Origin of the sequence: Streptomyces venezuelae, assembly GCF_008642315.1 — a bacterium.
GTDB classification, from domain to species: Bacteria; Actinomycetota; Actinomycetes; order Streptomycetales; family Streptomycetaceae; genus Streptomyces; species Streptomyces venezuelae_D.
In genome coordinates this window covers 6,603,894-6,626,062 of record NZ_CP029192.1, presented here as the reverse complement: position 1 = coordinate 6,626,062, position 22,169 = coordinate 6,603,894, and the positions used below count along the sequence as shown (strand labels likewise).

General features: G+C 72.7%; 29 protein-coding genes. 7 read left to right on the top strand and 22 right to left on the bottom strand.

What is annotated here, in order from left to right:
- Nucleotides 1–34: 34 nt before the first annotated feature.
- The 7 genes from trpM to hisI form a co-directional block, all read right to left on the bottom strand.
- The gene (gene trpM, locus DEJ48_RS41120; RefSeq protein ID WP_399535074.1) at nt 35–181 is read right to left on the bottom strand and encodes a tryptophan biosynthesis modulator TrpM; all 147 of its coding nucleotides are present in this window, start codon (nt 179–181) and stop codon (nt 35–37) included.
- Between the two features lie 8 nt (nt 182–189).
- The gene (gene trpC / locus DEJ48_RS29125; protein ID WP_150166735.1) at nt 190–999 is read right to left on the bottom strand and encodes an indole-3-glycerol phosphate synthase TrpC; all 810 of its coding nucleotides are present in this window, start codon (nt 997–999) and stop codon (nt 190–192) included.
- A gap of 139 nt (nt 1,000–1,138) precedes the next feature.
- The gene (locus DEJ48_RS29120; RefSeq protein WP_150219177.1) at nt 1,139–1,564 is read right to left on the bottom strand and encodes a DUF2752 domain-containing protein; all 426 of its coding nucleotides are present in this window, start codon (nt 1,562–1,564) and stop codon (nt 1,139–1,141) included.
- A gap of 146 nt (nt 1,565–1,710) precedes the next feature.
- Nucleotides 1,711–1,935, bottom strand: a complete 225-nt coding sequence (locus DEJ48_RS29115; protein WP_150219176.1) for an HGxxPAAW family protein — start codon at nt 1,933–1,935, stop codon at nt 1,711–1,713.
- 105 nt (nt 1,936–2,040) lie between these two features.
- Nucleotides 2,041–2,688, bottom strand: coding sequence for a TIGR02234 family membrane protein (locus DEJ48_RS29110; RefSeq protein ID WP_150219175.1), 648 nt, complete (start codon nt 2,686–2,688; stop codon nt 2,041–2,043).
- A gap of 7 nt (nt 2,689–2,695) precedes the next feature.
- Nucleotides 2,696–4,204, bottom strand: a complete 1,509-nt coding sequence (locus DEJ48_RS29105) for an anthranilate synthase component I (protein ID WP_150219174.1) — start codon at nt 4,202–4,204, stop codon at nt 2,696–2,698.
- Between the two features lie 11 nt (nt 4,205–4,215).
- Nucleotides 4,216–4,611, bottom strand: coding sequence for a phosphoribosyl-AMP cyclohydrolase (gene hisI, locus DEJ48_RS29100; RefSeq protein WP_150219173.1), 396 nt, complete (start codon nt 4,609–4,611; stop codon nt 4,216–4,218).
- Between the two features lie 81 nt (nt 4,612–4,692).
- Between hisI and DEJ48_RS29095 the strand changes: the two genes are divergently transcribed.
- Nucleotides 4,693–5,328 (top strand): TIGR03085 family metal-binding protein, encoded by a 636-nt coding sequence (locus DEJ48_RS29095; RefSeq protein ID WP_150219172.1) that lies wholly within the window; start codon nt 4,693–4,695, stop codon nt 5,326–5,328.
- Nucleotides 5,329–5,349: 21 nt separating this feature from the next.
- On the opposite strand, the gene DEJ48_RS29090 is transcribed toward DEJ48_RS29095, so the two are convergent.
- The 10 genes from DEJ48_RS29090 to hisD form a co-directional block, all read right to left on the bottom strand.
- A complete protein-coding gene (locus tag DEJ48_RS29090; protein WP_223832241.1) occupies nt 5,350–6,594 on the bottom strand; it encodes an MFS transporter in 1,245 nt (414 codons plus the stop codon).
- An 11-nt stretch (nt 6,595–6,605) separates the two neighbouring features.
- Nucleotides 6,606–7,187, bottom strand: coding sequence for an ArsR/SmtB family transcription factor (locus DEJ48_RS29085; protein ID WP_150219171.1), 582 nt, complete (start codon nt 7,185–7,187; stop codon nt 6,606–6,608).
- Nucleotides 7,188–7,314: 127 nt separating this feature from the next.
- Nucleotides 7,315–8,070, bottom strand: coding sequence for an imidazole glycerol phosphate synthase subunit HisF (gene hisF / locus DEJ48_RS29080; protein ID WP_150219170.1), 756 nt, complete (start codon nt 8,068–8,070; stop codon nt 7,315–7,317).
- Nucleotides 8,067–8,462 carry a RidA family protein gene (locus tag DEJ48_RS29075; RefSeq protein ID WP_150219169.1) on the bottom strand — a complete coding sequence of 132 codons (396 nt, stop codon included), beginning with the start codon at nt 8,460–8,462 and terminating at the stop codon, nt 8,067–8,069. The genes hisF and DEJ48_RS29075 overlap by 4 nt, the downstream gene beginning before the upstream one ends.
- Nucleotides 8,459–9,184: a bifunctional 1-(5-phosphoribosyl)-5-((5-phosphoribosylamino)methylideneamino)imidazole-4-carboxamide isomerase/phosphoribosylanthranilate isomerase PriA gene (priA, locus tag DEJ48_RS29070; RefSeq protein ID WP_150219168.1), complete on the bottom strand. Its 726-nt coding sequence runs from the start codon at nt 9,182–9,184 to the stop codon at nt 8,459–8,461. The genes DEJ48_RS29075 and priA overlap by 4 nt, the downstream gene beginning before the upstream one ends.
- Nucleotides 9,181–9,822 (bottom strand): imidazole glycerol phosphate synthase subunit HisH, encoded by a 642-nt coding sequence (gene hisH / locus DEJ48_RS29065; RefSeq protein WP_150219167.1) that lies wholly within the window; start codon nt 9,820–9,822, stop codon nt 9,181–9,183. The genes priA and hisH overlap by 4 nt, the downstream gene beginning before the upstream one ends.
- 16 nt (nt 9,823–9,838) lie before the next feature.
- Nucleotides 9,839–10,003, bottom strand: a complete 165-nt coding sequence (locus DEJ48_RS39860) for a hypothetical protein (protein WP_055563286.1) — start codon at nt 10,001–10,003, stop codon at nt 9,839–9,841.
- A gap of 3 nt (nt 10,004–10,006) precedes the next feature.
- Nucleotides 10,007–10,609, bottom strand: coding sequence for an imidazoleglycerol-phosphate dehydratase HisB (gene hisB / locus DEJ48_RS29060; RefSeq protein ID WP_055563285.1), 603 nt, complete (start codon nt 10,607–10,609; stop codon nt 10,007–10,009).
- A complete protein-coding gene (locus DEJ48_RS29055; protein ID WP_150219166.1) occupies nt 10,606–11,718 on the bottom strand; it encodes a histidinol-phosphate transaminase in 1,113 nt (370 codons plus the stop codon). Before DEJ48_RS29055 ends, hisB begins: the two co-directional genes overlap by 4 nt.
- A complete protein-coding gene (gene hisD / locus DEJ48_RS29050) occupies nt 11,715–13,046 on the bottom strand; it encodes a histidinol dehydrogenase (protein WP_150219165.1) in 1,332 nt (443 codons plus the stop codon). The genes DEJ48_RS29055 and hisD overlap by 4 nt, the downstream gene beginning before the upstream one ends.
- Nucleotides 13,047–13,278: 232 nt before the next feature.
- Between hisD and DEJ48_RS29045 the strand changes: the two genes are divergently transcribed.
- From DEJ48_RS29045 to DEJ48_RS40815, 5 genes are all read left to right on the top strand, one after another.
- The gene (locus DEJ48_RS29045; RefSeq protein WP_223832523.1) at nt 13,279–14,793 is read left to right on the top strand and encodes an oxidoreductase; all 1,515 of its coding nucleotides are present in this window, start codon (nt 13,279–13,281) and stop codon (nt 14,791–14,793) included.
- Nucleotides 14,794–15,002: 209 nt separating this feature from the next.
- Nucleotides 15,003–15,974 carry a hypothetical protein gene (locus DEJ48_RS29040; RefSeq protein WP_150221466.1) on the top strand — a complete coding sequence of 324 codons (972 nt, stop codon included), beginning with the start codon at nt 15,003–15,005 and terminating at the stop codon, nt 15,972–15,974.
- A 2-nt stretch (nt 15,975–15,976) separates the two neighbouring features.
- Nucleotides 15,977–16,723 carry an LON peptidase substrate-binding domain-containing protein gene (locus DEJ48_RS29035; protein ID WP_150219163.1) on the top strand — a complete coding sequence of 249 codons (747 nt, stop codon included), beginning with the start codon at nt 15,977–15,979 and terminating at the stop codon, nt 16,721–16,723.
- Between the two features lie 17 nt (nt 16,724–16,740).
- Nucleotides 16,741–17,247: a Cys-tRNA(Pro) deacylase gene (gene ybaK / locus DEJ48_RS29030; protein WP_150219162.1), complete on the top strand. Its 507-nt coding sequence runs from the start codon at nt 16,741–16,743 to the stop codon at nt 17,245–17,247.
- 22 nt (nt 17,248–17,269) lie between these two features.
- A complete protein-coding gene (locus DEJ48_RS40815) occupies nt 17,270–17,392 on the top strand; it encodes a hypothetical protein (RefSeq protein WP_263399466.1) in 123 nt (40 codons plus the stop codon).
- Between the two features lie 27 nt (nt 17,393–17,419).
- Here the strand turns inward: DEJ48_RS40815 and DEJ48_RS29025 are convergent, their stop codons facing one another.
- The 4 genes from DEJ48_RS29025 to DEJ48_RS29010 form a co-directional block, all read right to left on the bottom strand.
- Nucleotides 17,420–18,067, bottom strand: coding sequence for a DUF2567 domain-containing protein (locus tag DEJ48_RS29025; RefSeq protein ID WP_150219161.1), 648 nt, complete (start codon nt 18,065–18,067; stop codon nt 17,420–17,422).
- Nucleotides 18,068–18,101: 34 nt separating this feature from the next.
- Nucleotides 18,102–18,923, bottom strand: a complete 822-nt coding sequence (locus DEJ48_RS29020; RefSeq protein ID WP_150219160.1) for an ABC transporter permease — start codon at nt 18,921–18,923, stop codon at nt 18,102–18,104.
- Nucleotides 18,924–18,966: 43 nt separating this feature from the next.
- On the bottom strand, nt 18,967–19,929 hold the full coding sequence (locus DEJ48_RS29015) for an ABC transporter ATP-binding protein (RefSeq protein ID WP_190538067.1): 963 nt from the start codon (nt 19,927–19,929) through the stop codon (nt 18,967–18,969).
- Between the two features lie 135 nt (nt 19,930–20,064).
- Nucleotides 20,065–21,303 carry an NYN domain-containing protein gene (locus tag DEJ48_RS29010; RefSeq protein WP_150219158.1) on the bottom strand — a complete coding sequence of 413 codons (1,239 nt, stop codon included), beginning with the start codon at nt 21,301–21,303 and terminating at the stop codon, nt 20,065–20,067.
- Nucleotides 21,304–21,640: 337 nt separating this feature from the next.
- Here DEJ48_RS29010 and DEJ48_RS29005 point away from each other — a divergent pair, with 337 nt between their 5' ends.
- Nucleotides 21,641–21,820: a hypothetical protein gene (locus DEJ48_RS29005; protein WP_150219157.1), complete on the top strand. Its 180-nt coding sequence runs from the start codon at nt 21,641–21,643 to the stop codon at nt 21,818–21,820.
- 88 nt (nt 21,821–21,908) lie between these two features.
- Here DEJ48_RS29005 and DEJ48_RS29000 read toward each other — a convergent pair whose 3' ends face one another.
- Nucleotides 21,909–22,154, bottom strand: a complete 246-nt coding sequence (locus DEJ48_RS29000) for a hypothetical protein (RefSeq protein WP_150219156.1) — start codon at nt 22,152–22,154, stop codon at nt 21,909–21,911.
- Nucleotides 22,155–22,169 lie beyond the last annotated feature (15 nt).

Genomic DNA, 22,169 nt, shown 5'->3' with positions numbered 1-22,169 from the left:
CAACGGCGGGAGGGTTCTTCAGTTCACGCGGCGCTCAGGCGCCGCCCTGCCATCGCATCCCAGGAATCTGGCCCGGCTCCGAGCCGATGTGGTACCGCACCCGCCTGCCCCGCACCCGCCGCGCGGGCGCCCGGCAGCCGCGGGGGCGGCAGCCGGGTGCGAGGCGGGCGGAGATCGACATGGGGAGGGTCAGCTCCGTCCGTGACGGAGCGCCGGGTGCGTGCCCGCGGCGACGAGGTCGGCGACCGCGCCCTTCGGGTCGCGGCCGGTGACCAGGGACTCGCCCACGAGCACCGCGTCGGCGCCCGCGTTGGCGAACGCGATGAGGTCGTGCGGGCCGCGCACACCGGACTCGGCGATCTTGACGACGCCGTCCGGCAGCTCGGGCGCGACGCGCTCGAAGGTGGAACGGTCGACCTTGAGGGTCTTGAGGTCACGGTTGTTGACACCGATGACGCGGGCGCCCGCGTCGACGGCGCGCTCGGCCTCGTCCTCGTCGTGCACCTCGACGATCGGCGTGAGGCCGATCGACTCGGCGCGCTCGATGAGGGACTCCAGGGCGGGCTGCTCCAGGGCGGCCACGATCAGCAGGGCGAGGTCGGCGCCGTACGCCCTGGCCTCCCACAGCTGGTACGAGGTGACGATGAAGTCCTTGCGGAGCACCGGGATGTCGACCTTGGCGCGGACGGCCTCCAGGTCGGCGAGCGAACCGCCGAAGCGGCGCTCCTCGGTGAGCACGGAGATGACGGCGGCGCCGCCCGCTTCGTAGTCGGCGGCGAGACCCGCCGGGTCGGCGATCGCGGCGAGCGCGCCCTTGGAGGGGCTGGAGCGCTTCACCTCGCAGATGACCTTGACGCCGTCGCCGCGCAGGGCCGCCGCGCCGTCCTTGGCCGCGGGAGCCTTGGCCGCACGCTCCTTGAGCTCGTCGAGGCTGACGCGTGCCTGCCGCTCCGCGAGGTCGGCACGGACTCCGTCGATGATCTCGTCGAGCACACTCACGCGAGCGGCCCCCTTCCTGACGGTTGAGCTGACGTTCAAGCTGGTCACTGCGATGGTATCCGCAGGAGGGCGAAGGGCTCGCATCCGGTTGACGCCCGTCCCACGACCTGGACAGGCGGCGGGCCCGCTGCCTGCGGTTTCAGGGATGCAGCCATGACCCGAACGGCAGATTGCGCGCCACGGTGAACACGGCGATGACGGCGCCCAGACCCCACAGCTGCGCGGGCCCCAACGTGATCCGCAGTGGCCGCCCGCGCACCGCCGCGGCCACCCACACGGTCCACACGACGGCGAAGACGACGTACCCGGCGACGGCGAGCGCGTTGGCGCCGAGGGCCGCCGTGAGATCGCCGTGCACGAAGGCGTGCGCGCTGCGCAGGCCGCCGCAGCCGGGGCAGTAGATGCCGGTGAGGCGCAGCAGCGGGCAGGCGGGGTAGTGGCCGGGTTCGTTCGGGTCGACGGCGCCGACGTAGGCGAAGGCTCCGGCGACCGAGGCGAGCAGTCCCGCGGGGACGAGCAGGCGGGTCAGGAGGGCGGGCGCGGCGCTCTCGGGTTCGGCGGTCACCCGTGCATTGTGCCGCGCGGCCGGGCGCGTCGCCCGGTGGCCGGGCCGGGGAGCTCGGGCACGCCCGTTCCGGCCCCCCGTACGCGGAAGAGGCGGCCCCGGCACCCGCCGGATCCGCCTCTCGTCACACTCCTCGTCCGGCGAGGTCAGCTCCGGGCACTCGCCGCCTGGCGGTGCGGACGCTTCTCCTTGCCGAGGCCCGCGAGGCGCATGGCGCCGCCCACGAGGGCACCGATGGCGATGATCGCCATGCCGGCCCAGAAGCCGGGGACGTTGGCCATCACCATGAAGACGCCCGCGACGCAGAAGCCGACGAAGGCGATGATGGAACCGGTCCAGGCAGCCGGGGTGTGTCCGTGGTCATGCGCCATGAAAGTGCTCCTTGTTGCTGTGTGCGCGGCAGTTGCTGGGAGCCCGCCGCGCGTCGGACGCTCACTGCATTGTCCCGTACTCGCGCGCGAGCCCCGAGCGCGGGGTCATGTTCCGTGCGTCGGGTCCTCGCCGCGGTCGAGGGCCTTCCACAGCTCCTCGGGCCGCTCCGGGTCCGGGGCGCGGCGCGCCTTGCGCGGGCTGGGGGTGCCGTCGCGTTCGTAGCGCCCCGACATGGCGGGCCACGAGCGGCCGTAGGTGAGGGCGAGAAGTCCGGCGAGGAGGATCAGCGCGCCCGCGGCGGCCGCGGCGTACGGCCAGCCGGTGTGCGACAGGTCGCCGATGGTGGTGGCGGCGTCGCCGGAGGCGGTGGCGGCCTTCTCGTCGAGGGCGTCCCTGTCCTCGGCGCCGAGGAGGGCGGCGGCCACGATGCCGGCGCCGCTGAGCGTCAGCAGCAGGGAGACGAGGAAGCGTCCGGCGCGGCGGACCGCGAAGACCGCGACGAGGGCGGCGAGGCCCACTATGGCGAGGGCCGCGGGGACGCCCGTGACGTCGCTGCCCTTGGCGGTCAGCGGCAGCTCGCCGCCGGCCACCGACGCGGTGCCGTGGGCCCAGGCCTGGCGGGACGCGAGGAGCGCGAGGGCCGCGCCGACGGCGCCGAGCAGCAGCGCGGCGGCGATGCTGCGTCTGCTGCTGCGCTGGGCCGGGCTCTCGGGCGTGTCCTCGGTACGGGGCGGAGGTACGGCTGAAGTCACCTGTCCACTATCCCTCACCGCTCGAACGGTCGTGCAAGCGGTTCGCCGTGTGGATGGCGCGGAGCACCGCGGCGGCCTTGTTGCGGCACTCGGTGTCCTCGGCGACGGGGTCCGAGTCGGCGACGACCCCGGCTCCGGCCTGCACGTACGCCGTGCCGTCGCGGAGCAGGGCGGTGCGGATGGCGATGGCGGTGTCGGAGTCGCCCGCGAAGTCGAGGTAGCCGACGCAGCCGCCGTAGAGCCCGCGGCGGGACGGCTCCAGCTCGTCGATGATCTGCATGGCGCGGGGCTTGGGGGCGCCGGAGAGAGTGCCCGCGGGGAAGCAGGCGGTGAGCACGTCGAAGGCGGTGCGGCCCTGGGCGACCTGTCCGGTGACCGTCGACACGATGTGCATGACGTGGGAGTACTTCTCGATCGACATGAAGTCGACGACCTCGACGGAGCCCGGCTCGCAGACCCGGCCCAGGTCGTTGCGGCCGAGGTCGACGAGCATCAGGTGCTCGGCGCGCTCCTTGGGGTCGGCGAGCAGCTCGTCGGCGAGTGCGGTGTCCTCCTGCGGGGTGGCGCCGCGGTGCCGGGTCCCGGCGATGGGGTGGACCATGGCGCGTCCGTCCTCGACCTTGACGAGGGCCTCGGGCGAGGAGCCGACGACGTCGAACCCGTCGAAGCGGAAGAGGTACATGTACGGCGAGGGGTTGGTGGCGCGCAGGACGCGGTAGACGTCCAGGGCGCCGGCCGTGCACGGGGTCTCGAAGCGCTGCGAGGGCACGACCTGGAAGGCCTCGCCGGCCCGGATGCGCTCCTTGATGTCCTCGACGGCCTCCTGGTACTGCTCGCCGCCCCACAGGGCGGTGTATTCGGGGAGCTCGGAGGGCGGCAGGGCGGCCGGGGGCTGGGAGACGGGCCGGGAGAGGTCGGTCTCCATGGCGTCGAGGCGGGCGACCGCGTCGGCGTACGCCTCGTCGATCCCCGTCTCCAGGTCGTTGTGGTTGATCGCGTTGGCGATCAGGAGCACCGAGCCGTCCCAGTGGTCGAGGACGGCGAGGTCGCTGGTGAGCAGCATGGTCAGCTCGGGCAGCTGCAGGTCGTCCCGCTCCCCCGGGCCGATCTTCTCCAGGCGCCGCACGATGTCGTAGCCGAGGTAGCCGACCATGCCGCCGGTGAAGGGCGGCAGGCCGTCGGCGCTGACGACGTCGCGGGGGGTGTGCAGTATCCCGATGGTGGCGCGCAGCGCGGCGAGCGGGTCGCCGGAGGTGGGCACGCCGACGGGCGGGGTGCCGAGCCAGTGCGCCTCGCCGTCGCGGACGGTGAGGGCGGCGGCGCTGCGGACGCCGACGAAGGAGTACCGGGACCACGAGCGCCCGTTCTCCGCGGATTCGAGGAGGAACGTGCCGGGGCGTTCGGCGGCGAGCTTGCGGTAGAGGCCGACGGGGGTGTCGCCGTCCGCGAGGAGCTTGCGGCTGACGGGGATGACGCGGCGGTCGGACGCCAGCTTGCGGAAGGTCTCGAGGTCCATGTCAGCCGACCCTACTGACCGGGGGCGGGTGCGCCGGGCACGGGCACCACGGGCAGCACGTCGGTGTCGAAGCAGGTGCGGGTGCCGGTGTGGCAGGCCGCGCCGATCTGGTCGACCTGGACGAGGACGGTGTCCGCGTCGCAGTCGAGCGCGACCTCCTTGACGTACTGGAAGTGCCCCGAGGTGTCGCCCTTGACCCAGTACTCCTGGCGGCTGCGCGACCAGTAGGTGCAGCGGCCCGTGGTGAGGGTGCGATGCAGCGCCTCGTCGTCCATCCAGCCGAGCATGAGCACCTCACCGGTGTCGTACTGCTGGGCGATGGCGGGGACGAGCCCGTCGGCGCTGCGCCTGAGGCGCGCGGCGATGTCCGGGTCGAGGCTGCTGCTGGGCGGAGGCACGCTGGTCATGGGCCCATTGTGCCGCGCCGGGCGGGCCGTCCCCGGCGGCGTCCACTGTCCGGACCCCGCGGCCGGTCGTAGGGTGGCTGCATGTCGACCCATGCGAAGCGTGAACGACTTCTCCTTGCCGATCTGTTGGAAGCGGAGGGCCCGGAGGCGCCCACCCTGTGCGAGGGCTGGAGGACGCGTGACCTGGCGGCCCACGTGGTGGTGCGCGAGCGCCGCGCGGACGCGGCGGGCGGGCTCCTGATCAAGCAGCTCGCGCCGCGCCTGGAACGGGTGCAGGCCGAGTTCGCCGCGAAGCCGTACGAGGAACTGATCCAGCTGATCCGTACGGGCCCGCCGCGGTTCTCGCCCTTCTCCCTCAAGCAGATCGACGAGCTGTCGAACGCCGTCGAGTTCTACATCCACACGGAGGACGTGCGGCGCGCGCGGCCCGGCTGGACGCCGCGCGAGCTCGACCCGGTCTTCTCGGACACCCTCTGGTCGCGCCTGGAGCGCTCGGCCCGCCTGGTCGGCCGCAAGGCCCCGGTGGGCCTGGTGCTGCGCCGCCCGGACGGGCAGACGGCGGTGGCGCACCGGGGCGCGCCGGTGGTGACGGTGACCGGTGAGCCGTCGGAGCTGCTGATGTACGTGTACGGCAGGCAGGAGGTGGCGGACGTGGAGCTGGACGGCGACAAGCAGGCGATCGCCTCGCTGCACGATTCGAAGCAGCTGGGACTGTGACGGCTGGGTGAACTCCCGTGATCAACGCGGGAGTTCGGCTCGGCGCAAGGTGCCCGAGCAGAGGCCGATGACGCCGCCCGCCGCACTGAGCGCGGCGCACACGGCGTACACCGGCTCGACGCCCCATGCCCCGATCGCGGCCCCCACGACCGGATAGCAGAGCGGTGCGACGCCCATGGTGAACAGGGTGGCGACGGAGGTGACGCGCCCGAGGTAGGCGGGGTCGGCGGCGGTCTGCATCAGGGCCGCGATCAGGGCGCCGCCCAGCCCGGTGCACAGCCCCACGCAGAGCCCGGCGGCGGTGGCCGCCGCGACCGAGGGCGCGAAGCCGATGCCGGCCAGGGCGACGGAACCGAGGACGACGCCCGCGGACAGCACCACCCCGGCCCGGGGTATCCGGCCGCGCACGGCGAGCAGGAGGGCGGCGAGCCCCGCGCCGACGCCGAATCCCGCGATGATCCAGCCCATCCCGGTGGCGCCCCAGCCGCGCCGGTCGGCGAGGAGCACCAGGCCGATGTTGGCGGGCCCCGCGAAGCCGAGCTCCGTCACCGCGGCGACGAGCGTCAGCGGGGCGAGGAGCCGGTGCCCGCGGATGTACCGCAGCCCGTCGGCGAGTTGTCGCACGGCCGGGTCGCCGCGCCTCGCGTCGTCGTCGGCGGGCAGCGGGCGCAGGCGTACGGCCGTGAGCAGCACCAACGAGACGACGAACAGCGCGCCACCGACGGCGAACGCGGCCGACGGCCCGCCGAGCGCCACGGCGAGGCCGCCGAGCGGCGCCGCGACGACGGTGGCGACGCGCTGGGCCAGGCCCCGCATGCCCTGGACCCGGCCGAGCTGGTCCGGCGCGGTAATGCGGGGCGGCAGCGCGCCCACGCTCGGCAGGAACAGGGCGTCGACGGCGCCGAAGACGAGGGCGAGACAGGCGAGCAGCCAGATGCCGGGCGAGGAGACGAGGAGCAGCAGGGCGGCCGCGAGGAGCACGGCGCAGCGGACTGTGTCGCTGCCGATGACGACGCGGCGCGGGCCGAGGCGGTCGGCGACGACTCCCCCGCCGAGCATGAGGACGGCGCGGGGCACGGCGCCGACGGCGAGGACGAGACCGGCCTGTCCGGCGCTGCCGCTGCGGGCCGCGGCCCAGGACAGCGCGACGAAGTAGATCCCGTCGCCGACCATCGACGTGGTGTACGCGCCGAGCCAGCGCAGGACGTTGGGGTCGCGGTGGGCGGGGCGGGCCGGTGCGACGACGGGGGCGGTCGTGGTGGTCACGGCGTGGCCTCTCAGAGCCGGAACGGGAAGCTGGCCAGGTGCACGGCGACGTTCTCCCGGCCCTCGGTGTCCCCCGCGGTCTCGGCGGCCTTGCCGCGTTCCGTGTACGCCTGGACGAGGGCGTGGATCTCGCCGTTGAGGGCCGTGAGTTCGGCGGGGGTGAGGCGGGCGAGGAAGTCCGACTGGTCGGCTGCCTTGCGCCACTCGGCACCCCAGGCCGCCTGCTGGTCGAGGTACGTCTCGTACTGCTCCCTGCGGTGGGCGATCAGGCCGCGGATGACGGCGGCGTGTGTGGCCGCCCCCTCCGGCGTGTCCTTGAAGTCCTCGTGGCGGAAGCTCAGCGTGTCCTGCGCGGCCTGCCACCAGCGCTCCCGCGCGTCCTCGCTCTGCGCGTCCGCCTCCTCGATGAGGCCGTGCTCGGCGAGTTTGCGCAGGTGGTAGCTGACGAGCGAGACGGCCTCGTCGACCTGCGCGGCCAGATGCGAGGCGGTCGCGGGGCCGCCCACGCGCAACGTGCTGTACAGCTTCATGCGCAGCGGGTTGCCGAAGGCCTTCAGAGTGCCCAGGTCCGTGATCCGGCGTCGGTTCTCCATACCCCCACCGTAGATACGAAAGAAAAGTTGCACAACATTTATTGCGAAACTTTCCCTTCGCATCTGCCCAAGGAGAAGCCCCGGCCACCCCACCGGATGACCGGGGCCCAGAAGATCCGACCGACCGCTAGCGGACCGGGTGCCCGGCCTGCCGCAGCGTCTCCTTCACCTCACCGATCCGCAGGTCACCGAAGTGGAAGACGGACGCCGCGAGCACCGCGTCCGCGCCCGCCGCGACGGCCGGCGGGAAGTGCTCCAGGCGGCCCGCGCCACCGGAGGCGATCACCGGAACGGTCACGTGCTTGCGTACCGCCGAGATCATCTCGATGTCGTAGCCGTCCTTCGTGCCGTCCGCGTCCATCGAGTTGAGCAGGATCTCCCCCGCGCCGAGTTCCGCGGCCCGGTGCGCCCACTCGACCGCGTCGATCCCCGCGGACTTGCGGCCGCCGTGGGTCGTGACCTCGAAGCTCCCGGAGGGAGTGCGCCGCGCGTCCACGGAGAGGACGAGCACCTGGCGGCCGAACCGCTCCGCGATCTCGCGGATCAGCTCGGGCCGCGCGATCGCCGCCGTGTTGACGCCGACCTTGTCCGCGCCCGCGCGCAGCAGCTTGTCGACGTCCTCGGCGGTGCGGACGCCGCCGCCCACCGTGAGCGGGATGAAGACCTGCTCGGCGGTGCGGCGGACCACGTCGTACGTCGTCTCGCGGTTGCCGGACGACGCGGTGATGTCCAGGAAGGTGAGCTCGTCGGCGCCCTCGGCGTCGTACACCTTGGCCATCTCGACGGGGTCGCCCGCGTCGCGCAGGTTCTGGAAGTTGACGCCCTTGACGACGCGGCCGTTGTCCACGTCGAGGCAGGGGATCACGCGTACCGCGAGCGTCATGCGGGGGCTCCTCGGAAGGCTTCCAGTTCCACTTCGACCAGGATGCGCGGGTCGACGAAGCCGGAGACGACCGCCATGGTCATCACCGGACGCACGGCGTCGAAGACCTCCTTGTGGGCGCGGCCCACCTCGTCGACGTCGCGCGCGTGGGTCAGGAATATGCGGACGCGGATCACGGACTCGGCTCCGACGCCGAGTTCGCCGATCGCCTCCAGCGCGTTGGCGATGGCGACCCGCGTCTGTTCGTAGGGGTCGCCCTCGCCGTACAGGACGTCGCCCTTGAAGGAGGTGGTGCCGCCGACCACGACCCGGTCGCCCGCCTGGACGGCGCGGGCGAAGCCGAAGGCCTCCTCCCAGGGACTGCCGCTCTGCACTCGTCGCACGTCGGTCATCGCGACACGGCCTCCAGCGCTTCCTCCAGCGTGAACGCCTTCGCGTACAGCGCCTTGCCGACGATGGAGCCCTCGACGCCCTGCGGGACGAGCTCGGCGATGGCGCGCAGGTCGTCGAGGCTGCTCACCCCGCCGGAGGCGACCACAGGGCGGTCCGTCACCGCGCAGACGTTCTTCAGGAGCTCCAGGTTGGGACCCTGCAGCGTGCCGTCCTTGGCGATGTCGGTGACGACGTAGCGCGCGCAGCCCTCGGCGTTGAGGCGCTCCAGGGTCTCGTAGAGGTCGCCGCCGTCGCGGGTCCAGCCGCGGCCGCGCAGCGTCGTGCCGCGTACGTCGAGACCGACCGCGATCTTGTCGCCGTGCTCGGCGATGACCTTGGCGACCCACTCCGGCGTCTCCAGGGCGGCCGTGCCCAGGTTGACGCGGGTGCAGCCGGTGGCGAGCGCGGCGGCCAGCGAGGCGTCGTCGCGGATGCCGCCCGACAGCTCGACCTTGATGTCCATGGCGCCGGCGACCTCGGCGATGAGGGCGCGGTTGTCGCCGGTGCCGAACGCGGCGTCCAGGTCGACCAGGTGCAGCCACTCGGCGCCCGACCGCTGCCAGGCGAGGGCGGCCTCCAGCGGGGAGCCGTAGGAGGTCTCCGTGCCGGACTCGCCGTGGACGAGGCGTACGGCCTGGCCGTCGCGGACGTCGACGGCGGGAAGGAGTTCGAGGGTGCTCACAGGGTTCCGATCCAGTTGGTGAGGAGCTGGGCGCCGGCGTCGCCGGACTTCTCGGGGTGGAACTGGGTGGCGCTCAGGGCGCCGTTCTCGACGGCCGCCACGAAGGGCTCGCCGTGCATGGACCAGTGCACGTAGGGGGCGCGCATCGCCGGGTTCACGACCTCCAGGGACCAGTCGTGGACCGCGTAGGAGTGCACGAAGTAGAAACGCGCCTCGTCGTCCAGGTCCTTGAAGAGCGGTGATCCCGCGGACGCCTGGACCGTGTTCCAGCCCATGTGCGGCACGATCTCGGCCTTCAGCGGCTCGACCGTGCCGGGCCACTCGTCGAGGCCCTCGGTCTCCACGCCGTGCTCGATGCCGCGCGCGAAGAGGATCTGCATGCCGACGCAGATGCCCATCACGGGGCGCCCGCCGGACAGGCGACGGCCCACGATCCAGTCGCCGCGCGCCTCCTTGAGCCCCTGCATGCAGGCGGCGAAGGCACCGACGCCGGGCACGAGCAGGCCGTCGGCGTTCATGGCCCTGTCGTAGTCACGGGTGATCTCGACGTCGGCGCCCGCGCGCGCGAGGGCGCGCTCGGCGGAGCGCACGTTGCCGAAGCCGTAGTCGAAGACGACGACCTTCTTGGGAGTGCTCATACGCGTACGCCTCCCGTCAGTTCCAGTAGTCGAGCCGCAGGATGCCCGCGGCCAGACACATCGCGGCGCCGATGGAGAGCAGCGTGATGAGGCTCTTGGGCATGCCCTGCTTGACGAAGGAGATGATGCCGCCGATCAGGAAGAGACCGACGACGATGAGGATGGTGTTGAGCCCGGTCATGGGTTACAGCGCGCCCTTCGTGGAGGGAAGGATGCCCTCGGCGCGCGGGTCGCGCTCCGAGGCGTACCGCAGGGCGCGGGCCAGGGCCTTGAACTGGCACTCCACGATGTGGTGGGCGTTGCGCCCGTACGGCACGTGGACGTGCAGCGCGATCTGGGCCTGCGCGACGAAGGACTCCAGGATGTGCCGGGTCATCGTCGTGTCGTAGGCACCGATCATGGGCGCCATGTTCTCGGGCTCGGTGTGCACGAGGTACGGGCGGCCGGACAGGTCGACGGTCACCTGGGCGAGCGACTCGTCCAGCGGGACGGTGCAGTTGCCGAAGCGGTAGATGCCGACCTTGTCGCCGAGCGCCTGCTTGAAGGCGGCGCCGAGGGCGAGCGCGGTGTCCTCGATGGTGTGGTGCGAGTCGATGTGCAGGTCGCCGTCGGTCTTGACCGTCAGGTCGAAGAGGCCGTGGCGGCCGAGCTGGTCGAGCATGTGGTCGTAGAAGCCGACCCCGGTCGACACGTCGACCTTGCCGGTGCCGTCGAGGTCGATCTCGACGACGACGGAGGTCTCCTTGGTGGTCCGCTCGATTCTTCCGACGCGGCCTTCGCGAGTCATGCGCTCTGCTCCTTCTTGAGTTCGCGTACCGCATCGAGGAACGCGTCGTTTTCGTCGGGGGTCCCGGTGGACACGCGCAGCCATCCCGGCACGCCGTTGTCCCGCACCAGGACACCCCGGTCGAGGATCCGCCGCCACACCTCATGAGAGTCCGGGAACCGCCCGAACTGTACGAAGTTGGCGTCGGAGTCGGTCACTTCGTACCCCATCGCGCGCAGCTCGGTGACGATGCGGTCGCGCTCGCCCTTGAGCTGCTCGACGTACTTCAGCAGCGTGTCGGTGTGCTCCAGGGCGGCGAGCGCGGTGGCCTGGGTGACGGCCGACAGGTGGTAGGGCAGGCGTACGAGCTGCACCGCGTCGACGACCGCCGGGTCGGCGGCGAGGTAGCCGAGGCGGAGCCCGGCCGCGCCGAACGCCTTCGACATGGTGCGGGAGACGACGAGGTTCGGCCGCCCCTCGATCAGCGGGAGCAGCGAGTCGCCGTGGCTGAACTCCACGTACGCCTCGTCGATCACGACGAGGGACGGCTTCGCGGCCTGCGCCGCCTCGTACAGGGCGAGGACGGCGTCGGCCGGGACGGCGTTGCCCGTGGGGTTGTTGGGCGTGGTGATGAAGACGACGTCCGGGCGGTGCTCGGCGATGGCCCGCCTGGCCGCGTCGACGTCGATGGTGAAGTCGTCGTGGCGCGGTCCCGGGATCCAGCCGGTGCCGGTGCCGCGGGCGATGAGGCCGTGCATCGAGTACGAGGGCTCGAAGCCGATGGCCGTGCGGCCCGGCCCGCCGAAGGTCTGGAGCAGCTGCTGGATGACCTCGTTGGAGCCGTTGGCCGCCCACACGTGGGCGCGCGTCACCTCGTGCCCGCCGGTGCGGGTGAGGTAGCGGGCGAGCTCGGTGCGCAACTCGACGGCGTCCCGGTCGGGGTAGCGGTTGAGGTCGCGGGCGGCCTCGCGGACCCGCTCGGCGATGCGCTCGACGAGGGGTTCGGGCAGCGGGTAGGGGTTCTCGTTGGTGTTGAGGCGCACGGGCACGTCGAGCTGGGGTGCGCCGTAGGGGGACTTGCCGCGCAGCTCGTCGCGGACGGGCAGGTCGTCGATGCGTACGTCGCTCACTGGCCCGGCACCTCCCACCCGAACCGGGCCTTGACCGCCGCCCCGTGTGCGGGCAGGTCCTCCGCCTCGGCAAGCGTCACGACGTGGTGCGCGACGTCGGCGAGGGCCTCGCGGGAGTAGTCCACGATGTGGATGCCGCGCAGGAACGACTGGACGCTGAGCCCCGAGGAGTGGCAGGCGCAGCCGCCGGTCGGCAGGACGTGGTTGGAGCCCGCGCAGTAGTCGCCGAGGGAGACGGGCGCCCACGGGCCGACGAAGATCGCACCGGCGTTCTTGACGCGCCCCGCGACGGCGGCCGCGTCACCGGTCTGGATCTCCAGGTGCTCCGCGCCGTACGCGTCGACGACCTGGAGGCCCTCCTCCAGCCCGTCGACCAGGACGATCGCGGACTGGCGGCCGCTCAGCGCGGGCACGATGCGGTCCTCGACGTGCTTGGTGGCGGCGACCTGCGGTGCCAGTTCCTTCTCGACGGCGTCCGCGAGCGCCACGGAGTCCGTGACGAGGACGGCGGCCGCGAGCGGGTCGTGCTCGGCCTGGCTGATCAGGTCGGACGCGACGTGCGCCGGGTCGGCGGTGTCGTCGGCGAGGACCGCGATCTCGGTGGGGCCCGCCTCGGTGTCGATGCCGATGCGGCCGGTGAAGTAGCGCTTGGCGGCCGCGACCCAGATGTTGCCGGGGCCCGTGACCATGTTGGCGGGGGCGCAGGTCTTGGTGCCGTACGCGAACATCGCGACGGCCTGGGCGCCGCCGACCGCGTACACCTCGTCGATGCCGAGGAGGGCGCAGGCGGCGAGGATCGTGGGGTGCGGGAGGCCCCCGAAGTCGGCCTGCGGCGGGGACGCGAGCGCCATCGACTCGACGCCGGCCTCCTGCGCCGGGACGGCGTTCATGATCACGGAGGAGGGGTAGACGGACCGGCCGCCCGGTGCGTAGAGCCCGACGCGCTCGACGGGCACCCACTTCTCGGTGACGGTGCCGCCGGGGACGACCTGCGTGGTGTGCGGGGAGCGGCGCTGCTCGCGGTGGACGGTGCGGGCACGGCGGATGGACTCCTCCAGGGCCGCGCGCACGGCCGGGTCGAGGCCGTCGAGGGCCTCGGTGAGGGCGGCGGCGGGGACGCGGACCTGGTCCAGGCGCACGCCGTCGAACTTCTCCGCGTAGTCGATCAGGGCCGCGTCGCCACGATGATGCACGTCCTCGCAGATGGGCCGCACCTTCTCCAGGGCGGCCGCGACATCGAAGTCGGCACGGGGCAGCAGGGCGCGCAGGGCGGCCCCCGACGGAAACTCCGTGAGGGCATCGCCGCGCAGATCGATTCGAGAGATCACATGGCCAATTCTCTCAGACCTTCATTCGACGCCGGACGCGCGTATCACTGGCTGATATGAACCCCGCCGCACCCCGTTGACCACTAGGGTCTCGCTGGCTTTCAGCGGGTCGCCCAGCGGGCATGAAACAGGTGTACGAGAGACGTGCGCCGCAGGACGGAGGGCATCAGCAGTGGTCGACGATCCCGGCACCGGGGATCCGCCGGACGGACTGACCGCCGCGGAGATCGGCATGTGGCAGGCCTTCCGCAACGGCAGTGTGTACGACCTCAGATCGGGCGATCCGGCCGTCGACGATCCGCACGGCGGGCACCCCTGGGGTCCCGAGCGGAGCGTGCGGGCCCGCATCGTGTGCTGGCTGCTGCTCGACGGCCCGCCGGCGCTCGCGGGCCGCGTCTCGTCCCTGAAGCTGGCGGGCGTGCAGATCATCGACCCGCTCGACCTCGCGGGCGGCACGGTCGTCCCGTATACCGAGATGAAGCACTGCCGCTTCGAGAAGGAGGTCCTCCTTCCCGAGGCCCGCTTCGCGACGCTGCGGCTCGTCGACTGCTCGATCCCGCGCGTCGAGGCGGCCCGCCTGCACACCGAGGGCGACCTGCACCTGCCGCGCTGCCGCATCCACAACGGCATCCGCCTCACCGACGCCCACATCGGCACCGACCTGCTCCTGAACCAGGCGGTGGTCTACCGCGACCGGCGCAGCCACTCCATCACCGGCGACGGCCTCACCGTCGGCCAGGACCTCCAGGCCGAGATGATGGAGTCGCACGGCGAGCTGAGCCTGCGCGGCGCGAAGATCGGCGTGTCCCTGAGCCTGCGCGGCAGCAGGCTCGTGAACCAGTACGGCAGACACGCGCTGAACGCCCCGCAGATGACCGTCGAGCGCACTCTCTATCTGACCCCGGCCGCCGTCGGCAATCCCCCGCAGACCAGCGGCACCACACCGGCCCGCGGCACCCGCGTGCAGCGCTTCGAGTGCGAGGGCGGCATCCGGCTCGACGACGGCCGCTTCGGCGACGCCATCGACTTCGCGCACGCCCGCTTCACGCTCCAGAACGACCAGGAGATCTCGCTGCGCCGCGTCCAGACGCCCGAGCTCCGCTTCCTCGGCGAGGCGCCGCAGCGCGGGAAGGTCGTCCTGTCCGGCGCCCGGGTCGTCAACCTCATCGACCGGGCGTCGAGCTGGCCCGGGCCCGGCGGCCTCCAGATGGGCGGCTTCACGTACGAGAACCTCGTGCCGCAGGGCAGCTTCCCGCTCTCCCGGCGGCTGAGCTGGGTGATGGCGGCGACCGCCGAGTACAACCCGGAGCCGTACGAGAAGCTCGCCACCGTCCTGCGCAACGGCGGCGAGGACGCCGACGCCCGCGAGGTGCTCCTCGCCAAGCAGCGGCGGCGCCGCGAGACCCTGCCCCTCGCCGCGAAACTCTGGGGGTACGCGCAGGACTGGACCGTCGCCTACGGCTACCGGCCGGGGCGGGCCGCGGTCTGGATGGCCGTGCTCTGGGCGGTCAGCGCGGTGGCGTTCTCACGCGCCGAACACCCCGCGATCAAACCGGGCGAGCACCCGAACTGGAACCCCGCCCTGTTCTCCCTCGACCTGCTGCTGCCCGTCATCAACCTCGGACAGGACACCTACTGGCAGCTCAACGGCGGCTGGCAGTGGTTCTCGACCGCGCTGATCCTGCTCGGCTGGATCCTGGCGACCACGGTGGCGGCCGGGGCCACGCGGCTCCTGCGGCGCAGCTGAGCCGCAGGACGCCCGCACGTCTTACGCCGCGGCCGGATCCAGCCGTGTTCGGCCGAACCGTTACGCAACCTCGGGCAACCATCCCCCGCCGTGGGCCGTCATCCCTGCGACCGACGAACAACCACAACGGTGACCGGCCCCGCGCGAGCGGCGCCGGTCGATGCGCAAAGGAGGGCACGGTGCTGCGTGCCTTCATCCGTACCGCCCGCATGGTCCGGCACACCCCACGGCTCGCCGACGGGCTGCCGCCGGACGACGAGGTGCTCCTCGACGTGCCCGACGAGCGGCTCGCCCCGGCTCTGGTGGCCGCGGGACGCGGTGACCACGGCCCGGCCTCGAAGCTCCTCGCCACCACCCGCGAGGCCGCCGAGTGGGAGAACCGCGACCGCTACACCACACGGCTCGCCGCCTTCGCCCGCTCCCGCCCCGAGTGGTTCGACGACTGGCTCGGCGCGTCCCCGCACGACCCGGACGCCCTGCTCGTCAAGGCCGAGCTCGCGGTGGTGCGCGGCTGGGAGTCGCCGGCCCGCGCCGAGCTCCTGCGCGAGTCGGGCCCACTGCTCACCGCGGCCGCCGAGGCCGACCCGCGCGACCCGGTGCCGTGGCGGATCGCCCTCGACCACGCCCGCGGCACGCACGCCTCGCACACCGTGTTCGAGCAGCTGTGGGAGGAGGCGGTGCGCCGCTCCTCGTACCACTACGGCTGTCATGCCTCGGCCCTGCAGTACCTGTCGGCCGCCTGGTACGGCTCGCACCGCGAGTGCTTCGACTTCGCCGAGCGCGCCGCGGCCGACGCACTGCCCGGCTCGTTGATACAGGTCCTTCCGGCGCGGGCCGCCTTCGCCTACCTGACGAGCCCGTCGGGGAACCTGCCGCGCGAGCGTCTGGACGCGGCGGCCGACCTCGCGATCGCCCTGTCGCGGGAGTACGCCGCCGGGGACCCGTGGCCCGCGGAGGTCCGCAACCTCCTCACCTACGTCCTGGTCCGCCTGGAGCGGTGGGACGACGCCCTGGAGCAGCTGCGCCTGATCGGTCCTTACGCGACGTCGTTCCCCTGGGACCGGATGGCGGACGATCCGCTCGGCCAGTTCCTGGAGCTGCGCGACGGCGTGCGCATCGAAGTGGCGTCGCGGACCCCGCTGCGCGGTCCGCGGGGACGCGACCGCTCCGGCGACCATTAGGCTTGCCGGTCGTGACCACCCGGCTTCCGCTCTTTCCGCTCAACTCGGTGCTGTTCCCCGGCCTCGTGCTGCCGCTGAACGTCTTCGAGGAGCGATATCGCGCCATGATGCGCGAGCTGCTCAAGACCCCCGAGGAGGAGCCGCGCCAGTTCGCCGTCGTCGCGATCCGCGACGGCCAGGAAGTGGCGCCCAGCTCACCCGGCCTCCCCGACCCGACGGCGCTGCCCGAGCACGGCCCCGCCGCGGGGTTCGGCGACGATCCGCTCAAGGCCTTCCACACCATGGGCTGCGTGGCGGACGCCGCGACGATCAGGGAGCGCGAGGACGGCGGCTTCGAGGTCCTCGCGACCGGCACGACACGGGTGCGCATCACCTCCGTCGACGCCTCGGGGCCGTTCCTCACCGCCGAGGTCGAGGAGGTGCCGGAGGAGTCCGGCGAGGGCGCGGGCACGCTCGCCGAGGGCGTCCTGCGTGCCTTCCGCTCGTACCAGAAGCGGCTGGCCGGGGCACGGGAGCGGTCCCTGTCGACGGGCGCGGAGCTGCCCGACGACCCGTCCGTCGTCTCGTACCTGGTCGCCGCCGCTGCCGTCCTGGACACCGGCACGAAGCAGCGGCTCCTGGAGGCGGGGGACACGGCGGCGCGGCTGCGTGACGAGCTGACCCTGCTGCGCTCCGAGACCGCGATCATCCGCAATCTGCCCTCGCTGCCCGCGACGGACCTGACGCGCGGGACGACGAGCCTCAACTGACGTAAGGCACGAGCACCTTGGCGAAGAAGCAGAAGAAGCAGCCGGCCCAGGCCGGAGGGACGCCCGCGACGGTCGCCCTCACCGCGGCCGGCACGTCCTTCACGGTCCACTCCTACGACCACGACCCGTCCCACCCCTCTTACGGCGAGGAGGCCGCCGAGGCGATGGGCGTGTCGCCCGACCGGGTCTTCAAGACGCTGGTCGCCGAGGTCGACGGCGCGCTCACCGTGGCGATCGTCCCGGTGGCGGGCTCCCTCGACCTGAAGGCGCTGGCCGCCGCGGTCTCCGGCAAGAAGGCCGTGATGGCCGACCCGGCGGCCGCCGAGCGCACCACGGGCTACGTACGGGGCGGCATCTCCCCGCTGGGCCAGCGCAAGAAGCTGCGCACGGTCCTGGACGAGTCGGCGTCGGCACACCCCACGATCTGCGTCTCGGCGGGCCGCAGGGGCCTTGAGGTGGAGCTTGCGCCGGGCGACCTGGCGTCGCTCACGGACGCGGTGCTGGCGCCCATCGGCCGGGCGTAGGGCCGCCGCCCGTGAGGTCGACGTGAAAGCGCCCTCGACACCCGTCCCGCACGGGACTAGTACCGAGGGCATGTCGAAGAAGACGCGCATGCGGAAGTGGCGGGCCAAGAAGCGCAAGGCCAACCACGGCAAACGTCCCGCCTAGGGCCCGGGGCCCTGAGGGCCTGTGTCCTCAGGCCCCCGGGTACGGCTCCGGATCCTGCAGGTAGGGCTCCGGGTCCCGCGGGCCGAACAGTCCCGTGAGGCCGAGGTGCACGGCCAGCGCGGCCACCGGCCAGGCGAGGACCGTGCCCATCGCCTTGAGTTCCAGCGGCGCGTCGAAGACGACGCCCTTGCCGACGGACTTGGCGTGCGCCACCACGTCCGTCTCGGGTCCGAGGAAGATGCCGACCCGCCATGCGAGCAGCGCGCCGAGCAGGCTGCCCACGGCGAGGCCCGCGACCAGCGGGATCCCGCCGCGCTTGCGGAGCAGGAAGACGACGACGCCGCTGACCAGGCCGAAGCCGAGCGACAGCAGGGTGAACGTTCCGTCTGTGGCGATGGCCTGCTCGCCCTCGGTGTCCTTCAGGTACACCGCCTTGCCGTCCGAGACGAGCGGCACCCGCGGCGCGAGCCACATCCACAGCGCGCCGAGCAGCACGCCGGCCACGGCCACCGCGACCATGACCACCGCGGCCTGCACCACTTCGGCCCGCAGGCCGTCACCGTCCCGCCCGTACCCGTGGGGAGACGTCGCTCCCGAGGGCTGCGCGGGGGTCTGCCAGGGGCCGTGCGGGGGTTGTTCGTCCGGCGGTGGGGAGGGTGTCAACGGTGCGGTCACCCCCACATCGTGCCAGCACACCCTGTGCGGCGCGTCACCGGACGGCCGCCCGGCGGAACGCCCACGTGGCGACGGCCAGCGAGACGACGCCGACGCCCGCGCAGACCGCGAGGTCCAGGGCGACGACGGCCCAGTCCGGATCGGGCCCGAACGTGCGGGCGAAGGCCTCCACGCCGTACGTCGACGGCAGCAGGTCACGCGCGTACTGCAGCACGGCCGGCATCCGGTCGGCCGGGAGCACACCGAGCAGCAGCGCCGCCGACATGCCCATCTGGCCGAGCAGGGTGGCCAGTTCGGGCCGCGGCGCGAGCAGGCCGAGGGCCGCGCCGAGTCCCGCGAGGGCGGCGCCGGCCAGCGGGATCACCGCGAGCAGGACCCACAGGTGGGTGAAGGGGAGCCCGAAGAGCCCGCACCCGACGATCGCCGTCACGAACGTCCCGGGCACCGTGAACGAGGCGTACGCCGCCGCGGCACCCAGGACCACGGCCGCGGGCGGCACGGGAAGCGTGGCGTAGTGGTCGAGCCCGCCGTCGGAGCGGAGCTGACCGAAGTACTGGGCGAGCAGGTTGAGGGCGACGAACGCGACGACGAGCACGGAGGACCCGGCGACGACGGCCCGCGCCTCACCGCCCCCGTCGACGACGCCGCGCATCAGGATCATGATGCCGACGGACTGGAAGGTCGCGACGAAGAGCAGCGGGATGCGGGCGACCCTGGCCCGTGAGAGCTGGGCTCGGTAGACCGCCGAGAGCGCCGGAAGCAGCCGGGCCGGCGGCCCGAGGGGCGCCGGGGCTGGATCGGCCGCCTCGGCGGGCCCGTCGGCCCGCACCACGGCTTCGAGGGGAACGGCACTCACCGGGCAACCCTTCTGTCGCTGTTCCTACGCACTGTGCTCGGTGTCACGCCTTCACCAGCCCCCGTCCGCTGCCGCCCAGGGCGAGGTAGACGTCCTCCAGGCTGGGTGTGGCCAGCGTGAAGTCGTCGAGCGCGGCGAACGCGGCACCGCCGGTGACGGCCGCGACGGCGGCCCGCGCCTCGTCCGGGGCGAGCCGCAGGGACCACCGGCGCCCCGACTCGACCGCGGAGGACCGCAGCGCGGCCACCTCCGGCACGTCGAGCGGCGCCCGCTCCCGCCACACCAGTTCCACCCTGACCTCGTCCGCGACCTTCTCCTTGAGTCCGGCCGGGCTGTCGCAGGCGATGACCTTGCCCTGGTCGAGCACGGCGACGCGGTCGAGGACGGTCTCGGCCTCGATGACGTTGTGGGTCACGAGGACCACCGTCGTGCCGCGCTCGGCCCTGCGCCAGTCGATGGCCGCCCAGACGGCGCGCCGCGCGACCGGGTCCATGCCGGTGGTCGGTTCGTCGAGGACGAGCAGCTGCCGCTCCCCCACCAGCGCGGTGGCGAAGCAGGCGAGCCTGCGCTGCCCGCCGGAGAGCTTCTTCAACGGCCGTGCGGCCAGCTCCGTGAGCCCGAGCTCCTCGAGGACCGCGTCCCGCTCGGCCCGCGCGCGCGGCACGTCGAGCCCGCGCAGCCGTCCGGTCGTCTCGACGGCGAGCGACACGGTCAGCTCGTCGAGGGCGGTGGACTCCTGGCCGAGGTAGGCGAGGATGCGCGCGGCCCGCTCGGGGTGGCGCACGATGTCGTGGCCGAGGATCTCGACGCTGCCGCTGTCGGGCCGCATCAGGCCGGTCAGCTGGCGTACGAGGGTGGACTTGCCGGCGCCGTTGGGGCCGAGCAGACCGAAGATCTCGCCGCGTTCGACCGTCAGACGGATCCCGTCGGTGGCGCGGACCTCGGGGGTCGCGGGCCTGCCGCGCCGGGCGCGGGCGGCGGGATAGGTCTTCACCAGGTCGCGCACCGCGCAGACGGCGTCGTTGCCGTGTTCCTGACGGAGTCCCTGTCGGACTGCCGGTGTCGGGCGCGTACTCACGAAGGACGAGCCTACGGGGTCGGCGGGCGCGGACTGCGCCCGGGGCGCCCCGTACGTCCCTTCTCAGTCACCCGCGCGGTCCCCCGCGGGCGCGTGCTCGGCGGCGGTGCGCGCGTCGACCTCACGCCAGAAACCGGCCCTGATCGCGTACCGGTCGTGCTCGTCGATCTGGTCGTCCTTGTGCGCGAGCAGGCCGAACCGCGCGGCGTAGCGGAGCAGCTCGCCGTCGACGCGGTGCGGGATGCGCGGGTACATCGTCGACAGCTTCTGCAGGCTGTGCTGTTCGGGGAGCCGCGCCATCCAGCGCCGCGCGAACACCTGACCGACCTCGAAGGGGTCGCCGCCGACGGTGGTGATGTCCTCCTCGCGGTCGGCCCAGCGCTGCTCGGCCGTGGTCAGCTGGGCGAGGGTGGGCAGCGCGGCGGCCTCGGCGCCCTCGGCGGCGGCACCCGGGCGCTCGACCCAGCCCTTGTCGGAGGACCAGCGCAGCGTCGCGTTGGCGGGGTGCTGCGCGGGCTGGGTGCCGGGGCCGCGCAGGGCGGCCAGGTCCTTGGGGGTGGGCACGCCCTTGCCGGGCGGCATGCGGTGCTCGTCGGGCTGCCTGCCGTTGGCGGCGGGCTCGGGGTGGTGGTCCTGGACCTCTTCCTCGGTGCGCTGCGCGGCGGCGGCGAGCGCGGACTCCGGCAGGGGGGCGGAGAGGATCGCGGCGATCTCGGGGCGCGGCACGGGCGGGGGCGCGCAGATGCCGGTGAGCTCCTTGGGGCGGACGGCCTTGGTGATCCAGGCGCGGTCGAGGACGCGGCGCTCGTCGGCCTCCGCGACGAGGTCCTCGGACTGGTTGTAGTCGCCGTCGGCGGCCTGCACGGCCCACAGGTGGACGGCGACGCCGTGTTCCTTGGCGGCCATCATGCCGGGCAGCAGATCGCCGTCCCCGGTGACGAGCACGACGTCGGAACAGGCGCGGTTGCGGGCCAGTTCGGTCAGTTCGGCGTGCATCGCGGCGTCGACGCCCTTCTGCGCCCACCGGCCGTCGCTGCGGGTCAGGGCACCCAGGCGGACGGTGACGCGCGGCATGACGCGCAGCCGTCGGTGTTCGGGCTGGGGAACGCGGTCGGGGGCCCCGTCGAACCAGTAGATGCGCAGGAGGGGGCGCTCGGTGTCGGCTTCCGCCCGCTCGCGCAGTCCCTGGATGAGGGCGGAGTGATCGACGGTGATCCGGGACCTGGACGGTTCGCCGGCGAGGAGACTCGCGGCGGCACCCAGCAGATAACCGGCGTCCACCAGGACGATGCAGCGATCCACGCGGTCCACCCTCTTTCCCTGGAGGTTCCCTGACGTGCCTGGAGGTTCCAGGACGGTGCTACGTGCCTGGAGGTCTCTGGACGTTCCCTCGATGGCCCACGAAGACACCCTGTCCGGCCGACGAATCAGGGGTGCGGGTCCGCGTCGGGTTCTCTTCGAGTCTGCCCGACCCGGCGGAGGTTAACGGCCGGAACTCGATCTTCGGCGTGGCGCATCGGCGGATCGCTCCCCGACAGGCCTTATTACGCACGGTAATTCTCCGAAATGCACACTTTGCCGCCATATGTGAATCTGGTCGCGTCCTGGCCCCCAGATCCCCCTCAGGAGGAAGATCACCATGGCCAAGAACAAGAACCGCAAGCAGGGCAGCGAGCAGAACCGCGCCTCGCAGGCCGAGCAGGCGCAGGAGCAGGCCAAGTCGACCGCCACGGAGGCCCAGTCCCCGCTGCAGTCGCAGGCCCAGGGCAGCCCTGCTGATGTTGCCCGTAAGCACCAGCGACGCTTCGGTCACAACTGACGCACACCCAGGCACACATGGCACGCGCGAGGGGCGCACCCGGTTCGGGTGCGCCCCTCATCGCTTGCGCCGGTTCCCGGCACGCGCGTCAGTCCGTGAAGCCGTGCCGCTCGTGCGCGACCATGAACGAACTCGGCTTCTCCAGCTCGGAGAGGCCCGGCCGCACGACCGTGCGGCCACCCTGGATGACGGCGTACGCGGCGCGCACGTGCCGCACCCGGTCGGTGAACTCCATCCGCGGGAAGTAGTCCCGCAGCGCCCGGCGGGTCGCCTCCGGGGACTGGTGCGTCTCACGCATCAGAAATACGGCCTTGTCGACAGCGGCACCATTCACGGCACTCCACCCTCA